General features: G+C 64.8%; 10 protein-coding genes. 1 reads left to right on the forward strand and 9 read right to left on the reverse strand.

What is annotated here, in order from left to right:
- Positions 1-86: 86 nt before the first annotated feature.
- The 3 genes from CKV91_RS07890 to rimP are packed head-to-tail and all read right to left on the reverse strand — an operon-like array spanning position 87 to position 1,920.
- The gene (locus CKV91_RS07890) at positions 87-332 is read right to left on the reverse strand and encodes a YlxR family protein (RefSeq protein WP_231933733.1); all 246 of its coding nucleotides are present in this window, start codon (positions 330-332) and stop codon (positions 87-89) included.
- Positions 333-373: 41 nt separating this feature from the next.
- Positions 374-1,402, reverse strand: a complete 1,029-nt coding sequence (gene nusA / locus CKV91_RS07895; RefSeq protein ID WP_065860535.1) for a transcription termination factor NusA — start codon at positions 1,400-1,402, stop codon at positions 374-376.
- A gap of 2 nt (positions 1,403-1,404) precedes the next feature.
- The gene (gene rimP, locus CKV91_RS07900) at positions 1,405-1,920 is read right to left on the reverse strand and encodes a ribosome maturation factor RimP (RefSeq protein WP_021105599.1); all 516 of its coding nucleotides are present in this window, start codon (positions 1,918-1,920) and stop codon (positions 1,405-1,407) included.
- Positions 1,921-2,044: 124 nt separating this feature from the next.
- On the opposite strand from rimP, the gene CKV91_RS07905 reads away from it, so the two are divergent.
- Positions 2,045-3,013 (forward strand): DUF4439 domain-containing protein, encoded by a 969-nt coding sequence (locus tag CKV91_RS07905; protein ID WP_021105600.1) that lies wholly within the window; start codon positions 2,045-2,047, stop codon positions 3,011-3,013.
- A 145-nt stretch (positions 3,014-3,158) separates the two neighbouring features.
- Here the strand turns inward: CKV91_RS07905 and CKV91_RS07910 are convergent, their stop codons facing one another.
- The 6 genes from CKV91_RS07910 to CKV91_RS07935 form a co-directional block, all read right to left on the reverse strand.
- The gene (locus tag CKV91_RS07910; RefSeq protein WP_021104659.1) at positions 3,159-3,932 is read right to left on the reverse strand and encodes a sulfite exporter TauE/SafE family protein; all 774 of its coding nucleotides are present in this window, start codon (positions 3,930-3,932) and stop codon (positions 3,159-3,161) included.
- A 451-nt stretch (positions 3,933-4,383) separates the two neighbouring features.
- A complete protein-coding gene (locus CKV91_RS07915; protein WP_065860534.1) occupies positions 4,384-6,138 on the reverse strand; it encodes a TIGR03767 family metallophosphoesterase in 1,755 nt (584 codons plus the stop codon).
- Positions 6,139-6,406: 268 nt separating this feature from the next.
- On the reverse strand, positions 6,407-8,152 hold the full coding sequence (locus CKV91_RS07920; protein WP_036902678.1) for a proline--tRNA ligase: 1,746 nt from the start codon (positions 8,150-8,152) through the stop codon (positions 6,407-6,409).
- Between the two features lie 145 nt (positions 8,153-8,297).
- Positions 8,298-9,137, reverse strand: a complete 840-nt coding sequence (locus CKV91_RS07925) for a GNAT family N-acetyltransferase (protein WP_065860533.1) — start codon at positions 9,135-9,137, stop codon at positions 8,298-8,300.
- Position 9,138: 1 nt separating this feature from the next.
- Complete coding sequence (gene ispG / locus CKV91_RS07930; RefSeq protein ID WP_065860532.1) at positions 9,139-10,281, reverse strand: flavodoxin-dependent (E)-4-hydroxy-3-methylbut-2-enyl-diphosphate synthase; 1,143 nt, start codon at positions 10,279-10,281, stop codon at positions 9,139-9,141.
- 266 nt (positions 10,282-10,547) lie between these two features.
- Entirely contained in the window at positions 10,548-13,367 is a 2,820-nt protein-coding gene (locus tag CKV91_RS07935) for an ExeM/NucH family extracellular endonuclease (protein WP_065860531.1), read from the reverse strand.
- Between the last annotated feature and the right edge of the window lie 86 nt (positions 13,368-13,453).

The following is a 13,453-nucleotide window of genomic DNA, read 5'->3' on the forward strand; positions in this document are numbered from 1 at the left end:
TGATCCGGGCACGTTCGGTGAGGCTGCCGGACTCTCCGACAGACATGTACGGCCCAGTGTAGTCAATCGGCCCCTGCCAGCTCAATTCAGCAGGACTCGATCACCGCGGCAAGATCGTCACTCACGTGGACGGCGCGGCGGAACGATCGAGCGAATCCCCCACGTCGTGCAGCAGTCAGGCACGTCTGCCGGGGATGCAGCCAGGCCCCACGTCCCGGAGTCGTGCGCGAGACGTCGGGTATCACGAGGGATCCGTCCAGCACGCAGCGCACCATGGCGCCGGGGGCGTCCTGTTGACGACACCCGACGCACGTGCGTACTGGTTCAGTCACCCTGCATCCCCTGACTGGCTCTGCTCGCACCTGGCCGTGATTCAGCCCTGAGCTGGACGTCGCATTCCCGGCTGTGCTCCATCGACCGGGGTGCCCGGGGCGACCGGGGTGTCTGGACGAATGTCGATCCGCCACCCGGTGAGGCGAGCTGCCAGTCGTGCGTTCTGCCCCTCACGGCCAATGGCAAGAGAGAGCTGGTAGTCCGGCACCACGACACGAGCAGCGCGTACCTTGGGATCGACGATCGTCACCTGCTTGACCTTGGCCGGGCTCAGAGCCTCCCCGACGAATCGGGCCGGATCCTCCGACCAGTCGATGATGTCGATCTTCTCCTCGCCCAGTTCGTGCATGACGGCGCGTACTCGCTGGCCCATCGGGCCGATGCACGCGCCCTTGGCCGAGACATTCTCGTTGTGGGACACGACGGCGATCTTGGTGCGGTGTCCCGCCTCACGGGCGACGGCCTTGATCTCCACCACACCCTGTTCGATCTCGGGCACCTCCATGGTGAAGAGCCGACGCACCAGATCCGGGTGGGTACGCGAGACGACCACCTGGGGACCACGCATCTCCTTGCGCACCGCCACGACGAAGACTCGCAGCCGACGCCCGTGGCGGTAGTCCTCGCCCGGCACCTGCTCATCGGGCGGCATGATGGCCTCGAGCCCTCCCAGATCCACTCGGACGGTGCGGGTGTCACGGTAGGACTGCTGGACCACACCGGTGACGATGTCGCCCTCCACGGCGGAGAACCGACCGTACTTGTGCTCGTCCTCGGCCTCACGCAGCCGCTGGAAGATCACCTGGCGAGCCGTGGAGGCAGCAACCCGGCCGAAATCGTCCGGGGTGGCGTCGTACCATCCAACGACCTCGCCCTCGTCGTCCTTCTCCGGGGCCATGACGGCGACATTGCCCGACTTGCGGTCGATGTCGACTCGAGCGTCCTTGACGGGATGCTCGGTCTTGCCGTAGGCGTTGAGCAGCGCGTCCTCAAGGGTCTTGACGAGGAAGTCGAGCGAGATCTCCTTCTCACGTTCAATCATTCGCAGTGCGGCCAGATCGATGTCCATGTTCAGTTCTCCTGAGTGTCGGTGGGGCGATTGAGTTCGACCTGAACCACAGCATGCTGAATCTGCGTCAGGTCGATCATGCGCTCGTCGTACACGCGTTTGTGGGGTTTGGAATTGGCAGCCTCGACCTGCACGACAATCTTCTCGTCGTCGGCACTGAGGATGCGACCGAGCAGCTGTTCGGTTGGTTCGCCCGCGAGGGTCAGTTTGACCAACCGGGTGACATTGCGGCGGAAATGCCTGGGTTCGGTGAGTGGGGTCGACACCCCACGGCTCGTCACCTCGAGGGTGTAGGGGGACTCCCCCATCGCATCGGCGTCGTCCAGGCCATGGGAGATCGCATTGGTGGCCTTGGCGATCTCGTCCAGATCGGGGCCGTGACCGTCCTTGCCGTCTCCATCGACAGTCACCTTGACGACACGGCGTCGACCCGCAGGAACGACATCGATGCGGTCCAGCTCCAACCCCAACTGATCGAGAATCGGGGCCACCACGGCCCTCACCCTGTCACTGCTCATAGCCTCAAGCCTGTCCTGTTGTCGTCATGATTGTCCACGCCATCTTAACGAACTTCGTGAGAACACTCATGACGCGCACTCCACCAGTGCCGGGCCGTGGCCCAACGGCGATAAAATGCCAGTCATGGGATTGTGGTCACGCCGTCAGGTCATCGGGACGGCCCTGGGAATGTCAGCACTCGCACTGGCGGGGTGTGCACCCGATCCGAAAGCGAGAAAACATCGCGGTGAGAAGGAAGCACCGGGGGGCAGACAGCTCACTCCCCAGGTGCGCAACGACCTGTCTGCCGGGGCACACAAGGAGAACCAGCTCGCAGACCTTGCCACCGCCGTGGCTGGTGCGGACGCCGCCAACCGTGCCAAACTCAACGCCCTGGCAGCAGCCCATCGCCGCCACGCAGCCGTGCTGGGCGCCGACGACCCATTCGATGCCCAGGCCGCGACCAAGGCTTCGAGCACCCCTGCGAAAGCCAGTTCCTCCCCCACCCCGGACGAGTCGCCCACCCTTGACTCGCTGCGCAGGACACGCCGGGAGACGGCCGCGTGGTATCGCACCCACGCCGTCAGTGCAGATGATCCCTCCCTGGCACTGCTGTGGGCATCGCTGAGCGTCTTCGCCGGCAACTCCTCAACGGCTCCGGCGGCTCGTCTCGACGACATCTGGCTGGTACAGATCGACGAGGAACCCGTGGTCGATGCCCAGCAGGTGCTGCTCAGTCACATCAACGCGATGCTGGGCGGGCTGGAGTGGGGACTCGGCCAGACCACCGATGCCACCCTGCACGAGTGGGGCTCGCAACGCCGCGAGCAGCTGCGCACCTTGCGCACGAGCATCCATGAGCAGGTGCGCGACGCATCGGCCACGCCCACACCGTTCAACCCGGCCTACTCCATGCCCGGACGACCGGCCAACCCCGCTGCGACGCGAGCCATGTGGGCACAGCTCCAGGAGAACGTCATCTCGGCGGCTGGACGCGTCACCGCTGCGACGCAGAGTCGGAAGCGCGCCGATGCCGTGAAACTCATGGCGGACGAGCTCACCCATCTGGGTGAGCTGGGTGCGGCGACCCCGACCTGGCCCGGCTGGGTGTGAGCCCCGACGTGCCGTACTGGCTGACATACCGTACGGGCAGGCCCCTCGTAGGCCGTCGCCGGCACGCCTCCTGCGCGATCATGAAGTGAGTGACTGGCATCAGTGAACACCGACCGCGGATCAGCGGCTGGCGCTCAGCGTGAATTCACCCGCCCCAGATCATCTCGACGAGCAGCTTGACCCCCAGCACGGCAATGACGACGAGGAATGCCTTGCGCACGAAGCTGTCACCATGTTTCTGCGCGGTTCTGGCTCCCACGAGTCCGCCGGTGACATTGGCAATGACGAGTGGCCAGACCACGTGCCACAACACGGCCCCATGAAGTGCCAGCGTGACGATCGTCACGAGGTTCGTCACCGAATTGCACATCTTGGCCATACCCGAGGCGCGCAGGAAGCTGTAACCGCCCACGGCAACGAAGGCGAGCACCCAGAACGTCCCCACCCCTGGACCGATCGCAGCATCGTAGAACCCCAGAAAGAATCCGATGATCGCCATGAGCAATGGGTGCCCGCCCTGGTCGGCCTCGTTGACCTTGACCCCCATCGTGGGGCGCCGCCAGGTGAAGACACCGATGACGACGAGTACCACCAGGAGAATGGGGGTGTAGACGTCGCGAGACATGAGACGAAGCACGCGCACCCCGGCCAGCGCGCCCAGCAACGCGGTGAACGCCGCCCACAGGAAGATTCGCCAAGTCGGGCGTTGCCTGCGAAGGTACGATGCCCCGGCAGTGATGTTTCCCACCACTTGAGCTGTCTTGTTGGTACCGACGACGCTTGCCACTGGAACCTCCCGGGGCAGACTCACCAGCAGCGAGGGCAGCATGATCAATCCACCACCACCAACCACGGCATTGACCCACCCCGCTCCAAAGGCAGCTGCGATCAACCCGATCAGGACAGCGGTCGAGACCATGAATTCCTCTCCCCAGACATGACGTCGGCGCCATGCATTCGGCTGACGCTCCTGGACCTGGCTTTTTGAGAACCCGGCACTCTGGAGCCCAGCGTCGCGGAACCTGACACCACCTCACAGGCAACCACTCACGACCACCGAACCGCAACTGGCCACGGTGCAGCGGCAGTCCGATCCCCCACCGGAAGGTGATCGGCTCCCATGCCGTGATGGACCTGACGTCGGGCATCCTGCCGTACAGGACTCCGGTGGGGATCGGCCCGTGCCGTGGTGGGCACGGCGCGGCGTCCGATCCGTCCAGCCGGAAAGGTTGTGCGCGACAATCCTCAATCCTCGGATGACGACCCAGAGCGCCCGTCCAAGATGTCCTTGGACGGGCGCTCTGGGTCGGTCAGGCATCCCCCGTGACTGACCGAGTACTTGGGTGAATGCCGGGAAATGGAGCAGGAGATCAGGCCCAAGGGTGTGCCAGCAGAAGCTCGGTGTTCTGATCCGTGCTCTTGCCCATACGACGGTTGCCGTGGTGGTCGATGACGCCCAGATGACGGTCGTTGGCAGCGAACTCACGGTAGAGGCTGGCCAGACCCTCAGGGGTGGTGGTGTCGTAGTCCACCTGGTAGGGGGCATCGGACTCGATCAGGGTGGCGAACAGACTGATCGTGCCGTCGTGGTTGTCGGTGACCTCGAGGATGCGTCCCATCTGCGGGAAGTCGACGTGGGAAGCGGTGTTGATCTCCCACCAGCAACGACGCGCATCGCTGAAGTTGCGGTGCGCAACGATGTTGTTGTTGTGGGTGTGACCGTTGACCCAGGCCAGGACGTTCGGGTAGTGCCCCAGCAGGTTGACGAGCTGATTGCCACCGTGCCGCTTGCCGGTGCCATCCATCGGCGGGATGAGGTTGTTCATCGTCCACGAGGTGTGGTGGCTGAACAGGATGAACATCTGGTCGGAGACCTGGTGGTGACGGCGCACACCGAAGTCGTCGTAGTAGGTGGAGCTGCCAGCCCGCAGCACCTGCTTGAGCCACTTCCACTGCACGTCGTCGAGCGAACCGTTGGTGTAGCCAGCCCGGTTCGTGGAGTCCATCGAAATGCCGGTGACGCCCGAAGCGATCTGGAAGGTGTAGTAGCCGCGCACGGCGTCGAGGTCGTTCTGGGTGAAGCCGTGACCGGGGGCTGGGGATCCGGCGGGGGCGTTGTCGAGGTGCGCCTTGATGAACTGCGCCGGGGTGAAGGGGCGGCGCTTGGCATCCGGGGTGACGTGCTGGGTGAGCGAGACGGCACGGTTGGTGAGGTCAACCTTCTGACCACCCTTGGTGGCCGTGAGGAAGGCTTGCTTGTCGCGCTCGTCGGCGAAGCCCATGAGCTTCTGGTCACCGGTGTACATGGCCTCCAACAGGCTCCAGTCGGAGGGCAGGGTGCCTTGGACCGAGTCGTCGTGGTTGCCGAAGACGGCGTACCACGGAATCTGGAGGCCCGGGGAGCTGAACGGCTTCATGATGCGCTCGAAGTAGCGGTCCACCTTGGGGTAGCCGGCCTTCTTGTACATGTCGTTGATGCTGGACTCGGGGTTGTAGTACAGCTTGTCGCCGGAGGTCTGGACGGACTCCCAGCGCTCCTTGGAGCCACTGTTGGCGGTCAGGGTGCCGCCGGAGAGAATGGTGAGGTACCACTCGAGCTCAATGGTCTCGTGGTTGTCGGTGTTGTCACCGGTGCTCACGACCATGTCGAACTTGCGACCGGTGAACGGTCCACCGGGCAGGGAGTTGATGCGACGCACCAGGGAGGCGGTGCCCAACGGGCCGAGGGGCTCCTGGGGGCGGAATGCCGGTCCGGCAAGGGGATGCATGAACTCCACTCGCATCGGCGACTGGACGTCGGTGACGTGCAGGTCGGTGACCTGCACGAAGCTGGCCAGTGCGGTACGACGATCGTCGCGTCCGCCCTTGGCCGAGATCATGTCCTCACGCACGCGCAGCGGGAAACCCTTGTGGGCGACAATGCGCTGGTAGCCGTCATTGCTCGCAGGCAGGCCAACCTGCTCGAGGGTGGTGCCGGCAATGCTGTGAGTACGCTCTGCGGCATGACCGGGGACCACATCGGTGCCCAGGAGAGCTGCAGCAGAAACCAGGGTGGCACCGCCGAGGAAACCACGTCGGCCGATGGTGGTGTTGGTCAGGTGGGTGTCGGGACGATTCTCGGGCATGTTCGTCAAGGCTCTGACTGTCCTTCCATACGCGGAAAACCGCATCCGTCAAGCGACTCGACACGTCACGGTGCCCATGAGAGGCACCATCGGCATCGCGACCCAGCTTGACGAACGGGGTCGGTCTTTTCTGCATACTAGGCAGATGGACCGACCCCGAGGCGTCACCGAGTCATCGAGAAATTGAAGTTCAGGTTACGTTCTGGCAAACAATTCCGAGGGGGCCGGAACACCCCGTCGGTGAATCCATCGCCGACCACGAATTGCGTCAACCCCGAACCTCGTCGAGAACCTGGGCGACGACGTCGGCCACGGCCACGTCACGACGCTCGGAGCTCCTGCGATCACGAATCTCGACCAACCCGTCCTTGAGGCCACGCCCGACGACGACGCTGGTCGGCATGCCGAGGATCTCCGCATCGGCGAACTTGACTCCCGGGGATGCCTTGCGATCGTCGAACAGCACCTCCAGGCCGGCCTCCGAGAGCTCGGTGGCGATCCGGGTGGCCTCGGTGCGGATGTCGTCACCCTTGCCGGTGGCCAGCACGTGCACGTCGAACGGGGCGACGCTGCGCGGCCAGGCCAGGCCCTTGTCGTCACAGGTGTACTCGGCCACGGCGGCCACGGCACGCGAGATTCCCACACCATAGGAGCCCATCGTCACGGTCACGAGCTTGCCGTTCTGATCAAGCACCTTGAGCCCCAGCGATTCGGCATATTTGCGGCCGAGCATGAAGATGTGGCCCATCTCGATGCCACGGGCCAGGGTGAGCGGCCCCGAGCCATCCGGAGCCGGATCACCCTCGCGCACCTCGGCGACGTCGATGACGCCATCGGGGGTGAAGTCACGCCCGGCAACAAGATCGTAGACGTGTCGTCCGGCCTCGTCGGCACCGCTGATCCACACCGTACCGGTGACCACCCGCGGATCGACGAGGTACCTCACCTTCGACTCACTCGTCTCCCCCAGTGCCCGCGGACCGATGTAGCCCTTGACCAGGTGTGGATGGGCGGCAAAGTCCTCGTCGGTGAACGGGACGGCCTCAGCTGGTTCCAGGGCTGCCTCGAGACGCTTCTCGTCGATCTCACGGTCCCCGGGCAGACCGATGGCCAGCGGGTGGGTCGTGCCGTCGGGCTCGATGACCTTGAAGAGGATGTTCTTCAAGGTGTCGTCGCCCTGCCAGGCTCGGTCCTCACGCGGATAGCGCTCGTTGGACAGCTGGACCAGAGCATCGATGCTCGGCACATCTGGGGTCTCACGCACCTGCGCCTGCGGAACGTCCGAGAAGTCGAGCGGCTCAGGGGCAGCGACGCGCACGGCCTCGACATTGGCGGCGTACCCACCCGGAGAGCGCACGAAGGTGTCCTCACCGTTCTCGGCAACTGCCAGGAACTCCTCGGAGCGTGACCCACCCATCGGACCGGACATGGCTCGCACGATGGCATAGTCGAATCCCAACCGGTCGAAGATCCTGATGTAGGCCGCACGATGCTTCTCGTAGGAGGCGGCAAGACCCTCGTCGTCGATGTCGAAGGAGTAGGAGTCCTTCATGACGAATTCGCGGCCACGCAGGATTCCGGCACGTGGTCGCGCCTCGTCGCGGTACTTGTTCTGGATCTGGTAGATCGACAGTGGGAGGTCCTTGTACGAGGAGTACATGTCCTTGACGAGCAGGGTGAACATTTCCTCGTGGGTGGGCCCGAGCAGCAGGTCGGCCCCCTTGCGGTCCTTGAGGCGGAACAGGTTGTCGCCGTACTCGACCCACCGATTGGTCTGCTTGTAGGGCTCCGATGGCAGCAGCGCCGGGAAGTGCACCTCCTGGGAGCCGATGGCCGCCATTTCCTCACGAGCGATGGCCTCGATCCGGCGCAGCACCCGCAGCCCCAACGGCAGCCAGGTGTAGATGCCCGGTGCCGTCCTACGGATGTATCCCGCCCGTACCAGCCAACGGTGGCTGGGCACCTCGGCATCGGCCGGGTCCTCCCGCAGCGTTCGGACGAAGAACTCGCTCATGCGCGTCAACATGTCTGCCTTTCCGGTGGTGCTCGGCCCTCCGCCGCCCTTCGGCGTGACTGTCACCAACCGGGGTGATCCTATCGCCTCCGAACCGGTCATCCGGTGCGCAGCCCTCGGCGCGGGACGCTCAGCCGAGAACGCTTCAGTACAGGATGGTCGTCATCGTGCCGATCCGACGAAAACCAACCGCATCATAGGTGCCCCGCGCAGCGACATTGAAGTCGTTGACGTACAACGTGACGGTGTGGTGGCGAAGCCTGGCGAGCTGAACCACACCAGCCATGGCGGGGGCGGACAGACGTTGGCCACGCAAGGTGGGATCGAGCCACACCCCCTGGATCTGACAGGCCCCACCCCAGGACAGGGCAACGTCGGACTTCCATCGCACGGTGCGGTGCTCGTCGAGAATGCCGAAGGTGTCCCCCCGCTGCATCATGGCGAGCATGTGACGCCGATATCCGTTGGACGGATCCAGCGGGCTGACGCCAACCTCCTCGGTGTACATGTCGACGGCAGCACGGAAGTACGACTCGAAGTCCTCGAATCCCACGACCCGAACTCGCGGATCCGGCGTGATCGCCGGTGGGGAGTCGATGACGAGCAGGGGCTGGTCCGTGCGTTTGGCACGGGGGTGTCCCCATGCTCGTTCCGACAGATGGGTGAGGTGCTCGTGGAACGGCAGCACGGCTCGTTGGGTACCCATGATCGACGTTGACGTGCGCCACGGCCCCACCCGGGCTGCCAGGGCGGCGAGTACCTCCTCGTCGTCGGCAACCGGAACCAGGTTGGACCCGACGTGCACCAGGCCGACGAGGTCGCCATGACGAAATGCCCCGTACACCGGGCAGCCCAGCCGCGATCGTTTCAGCCCGCCTTGCTGGATTCGATCCAGGAGGAAGAGGTTCTCCACCGGGCGGGCACCAAGCAGTGCCAGGGCGTCGGGGAGGTCGTCGTCGTCAAGTGGACGGACTCGAGTCCTCACCTCAGGAAACCGTCACCTCGGGGGCGCCGCCCTCGTCGAGCTCTGCCGCCATGCGATGGGCCTCGGAGACCAACGTGTCAACGATCTGGTCCTCAGACACGGTGGTGATGACCTCGCCGTGCTGGAAGATCTTGCCCTTGCCATTTCCGGCTGCCACCCCCAGATCGGCCTCGCGACCCTCCCCGATGCCATTGACGACGCATCCCATGACGGCCACGCGCAATGGAGCGTCGACATCGGCCAATGCGTCGGTGACGTCGTTGGCGAGCTTGAGGACGTCAACCTGGCAGCGACCGCACATCGGGCACGAGACGATCTCCAGGCCGCGGGGACGCAGGTTGAGCGACTCGAGGATCTTGACGCCGACCTTGACCTCCTCGACAGGGTCGTCGGACAGCGAGACCCGGATGGTGTCGCCGATACCCTCGGCGAGCAGGTGCCCGAAGGCGACTGCCGACTTGATCGTGCCCTGGAACGCCGGGCCGGCCTCGGTGACACCCAGGTGCAGGGGGTAGTCGCACTCCTGGGAGAGCAGCTCGTACGCCTTGATCATGACGACCGGATCATGGTGCTTCACCGAAATCTTGAAGTCGTGGAATCCAACCTGCTCGAAGAGGCTCGCCTCCCACAGGGCGGACTCGACCATGGCCTCGGCAGTGGCCGAGCCGTGCTTGGCGAGCAGTCGCGGGTCCAGGGAGCCGGCGTTGACACCGATGCGCAGGCTGGTGCCGTGCTCGTGGGCCGACTGGCAGATTGTCTCGACCTGGTCGTCGAACTTGCGAATGTTGCCGGGGTTGACGCGCACTGCCCCGCAACCGGCTTCGATGGCGGCAAAGACGTACTTGGGCTGGAAGTGAATGTCTGCGATGACCGGGATCGGTGACTTCGCCACGATGGCAGGCAGGGCTGCTGCGTCCTTGTCGGTCGGGCAGGCCACCCGTACGATGTCGCAACCAGCGGCGGTGAGGGCAGCGATCTGCTGCAGGGTGGCCCCGACATCGTGCGTCTTGGTCGTCGTCATGGACTGCACACTGATGGGAGCGTCACCACCGACCAGCACGTCACCGACTTTGATCTGGCGGGTCTTGCGACGCGGTGCCAAGGTCGGGATGGGGGGCGTGGGCATGCCCAGATTGACGGTCATGACGTTCTCCTCGCAAGCGGGTGCGATCCAACATGGCGAGCCTAGTACCTTCTCCACGGCAGTGGTGCAGACCCAGGCGTTGGGAGCCGAAGCGTGGGCCCCGTGATGGTCTGTCGCCGTGGCGTGCAGCCGTGGTGGTATCAGATGCCGAACTCATGGTAACCCGCAGGCGCAACACGTCTGGAGCACCAGAGCCGCCCCCACCACGAGTGGCAGGAGCGGCTCCGCGACGAATCAGCCGATGGCGTGATCAGATGATGACGCCATCAGATGCCGGTGGCCGGCAGGGCCGGTAGATCGGCAGACCCTCCAGGTACGACGGCAGCCTGAGCGGCATCCCCCGACACGTCGTCAGTACCGGTTCCATGTGCGGATGCCGAAGCCCCCGCCGGTGTGGCGCTCGGAGTGCCGGGCGTCCCACCAGGCAGTGACGGAACCGGAGTCAGCGACGGAGCCGGGGTACCAGGCGTCACACTCGCAGCAGCACTGGGCTCGTCACTCACAGCGCCACTCGGCGTGGCAGGCGACGCAGTGGGCGAAACAGACGGCTCACCACTGGGCGGTGTCGACACCGACGCGCTCGGCTCGACGGACGAGGTTTCACTGGGCTGCGGGGTCGACGCGCCCGGGAACGTGATCCCCACCAGGGCGGGATCGTGGTCGGAGGCAGCCCATGGTCCGCTCGTGTGGAAATCCGTCACATTGTAGTTGCGACGGGAGTACTGCATGGCGATGGACTCGTCGGCATTGATGTCCCACACCCCGGCACCACTGACCATCCTCATGGCCGCCGCGTTGGCGAAGATGTGGTCCAGGGAACCCAGCCGTCCACCGTACTGGAAGGTCGACGCGCCAGGAGCGAGCTGCTCGACGACCTCGGTGTAGCCGGCGTCCTTGATCTTCATGACCGGATCCTCCATGCCGTAGGCGTTGAAGTCACCGAGCAGGAACACCGGCTCGCCGGCGAACTCCTTGGCGCTCCAGTCGATCAGTGCCTGGGCCTGGACAGTACGTGAGGGGTTCGACTTGCCCTGACCGGTGCCGTCGTCCTCCCCGGAACCCTTCGACTTGAAGTGATTGGCGACGGCGACGAAGGAGCCCCTGACGTCCTTGGCCACGAACTTCTGGGCCAGTGGCTGACGGGCATTGGCGTAGGCATCATCCATGAGGATGAGCGATGGTCCCTCCGGGCGCACCGAGTCGAGTCGGTAGATGAACGCGGTACGGATGACGTCCTCATGGGGCGGCACGACGGTCGGCGAGGCGACGTATCCCCAGACCTGGGAACCAGCAGCCTTGTTGAGTTCGTCCACCAGATGGGCCAGGGCCTTGTCACGAGGCTGACCGGGCAGGTAGGTGATGGACGCGGAGTTCTCCACCTCCATGAGCGCGACGACGTCGGCGTCCAAACCGTTGATGGCCGTGACGATCTTGGCCTGCTGGTCGTGGAATGCCTCTCGGGTGTAGGCGCCACGCACCGTGCAGAAATTGGCGGTGACCGGCGTGCCGGTGCGATCCGTGTAGGCCTTGCAGCCGTCCTCGTCCTTGCCCAGGTCGGTGAAGTAGTTGAGCACGTTGAAGCTGGCGAGCTTGAGATCGGAGTCGAAACTCGGGGCCTTGGCCGGACGATCGTTGGTGGTGGTGATCGGACTGTGGGGCGACTGGGCGCCCGAGACCATGCCAGTGGGCTGGAAGTTCCACCCGAACCGGTAGTCCATGATCACCGGTCTGGTGAAGCCCACGTGGGAGCCGGTACGCATCGGTGTGTCCTGGGACAGGTACGGCAGCGGGGAGTTCTTGGCCTCGTCGTTGGTCTGATAGTTCCAGCTCGCACCGTCGTCCAGATTGATGGATCGGGCACGGTTCTCGTCCTCGACCTTCTTGGCATCCTCACCGGGACGGGCCACCTCGGTACCTTGGTACAGCGGCTCGGTGCCGAAGGCGAGGCCAACGGTGCCGAACTGGTTGAGCTGGTAATTGTTAGAGATGGTGTAGGTGCCCTGTGGTTCCACGAGCATGGACTCATACGCCTCACGCTGCGCATCGGTGCGCGGCAGGGTTGCGAGTTTCACCGGCTTGACGTCGGCACAGCCCTTGGTCTCGGTGACGCTCGTCCCATTGATCTCGGTGAGACCGTTGAACTCCGAGACCTCACCGGAGACGACGACGCACTGACCTGCGGTGTAGGCGCTGGCGGCCTTGGCGGAGTGGACGAAGATGCCGTCGGAGGCATCGGTCGGGGTCTTGGCCACACCACCAGAGCCGGGAGTCTGGATGTAGAGGCCATTGAACCCGCCCTTGGGGTAGACGGCGGTGACGACGCCCGTGGTGGTCACGACCTTGCCGACCATCGGGCTGGTGTCGGTGGTGCCCTGGATGTCGGCGATGCTCGTCTGGCCAGTCGGGGTCTCGGAGGCAGTGGGGGTCGCAGAACCGCTCGGAGTGGGGCTGGCCGTCTGGTCAGGAGTGCCTGGCGTGCTGGGAGCCGGTGTGCTGGCGGAGTTCATCGGGCTGGGAGTGCCGATGACGAAGTCCGCGGAGTTGTCGTCGGTGTCCTCGAGGCCACCCCGCTGGGCCGAGGTGGTGTTCGACAGTGCCTTGGTCGGTTTTCCCTCGGCCTTGGCGGCGGCACCGTAGCCGACGAGGTCGACGACCGTGCCGTCCGGGCCGACCAGCTGCACCGATCCCTTGGTGCCACTCATGTTGGCACCGCAGGTGGCATCCGGGGTGGGCAGTGCCTGGGTACCACCGGCTCCCTTGGCCTGCTGGACGAGGAAGTGACCGCCGGGACCGACCGACCCGCTCAACGTGCACCTGTTTCCGCGATTGCCGGTGGCTCCGTAGTACTCCACGACGTACCCGTCCAGCGAGATCGTCTCGGAGGTGGGATTGACGAGCTCGACGAAGTCGTGGGTGAGGGTGGCTCCACTGTTGCCACCGCCACCGTAGACCTCATTGATGAGTGGGTGGGGAGCTGGGCCGGCATTGGCACTTGGCACGAGCAGACCGGCACATGCGAGGGCCGAGGTCGTCACCGCGGCGATACCGGTCAGCACCCGGCGCATACGGCCAGAGGTGTTCATCATCGGGTACTCCAGGGGTAGAGCTTTTCAGCCGCAGAGGCGCGGCCACAGCACACTTTGCCCCTTCACATGCCAGTCCATCCAATGAT

Source organism: Cutibacterium granulosum, assembly GCF_900186975.1.
Classification (GTDB): Bacteria; Actinomycetota; Actinomycetes; order Propionibacteriales; family Propionibacteriaceae; genus Cutibacterium; species Cutibacterium granulosum.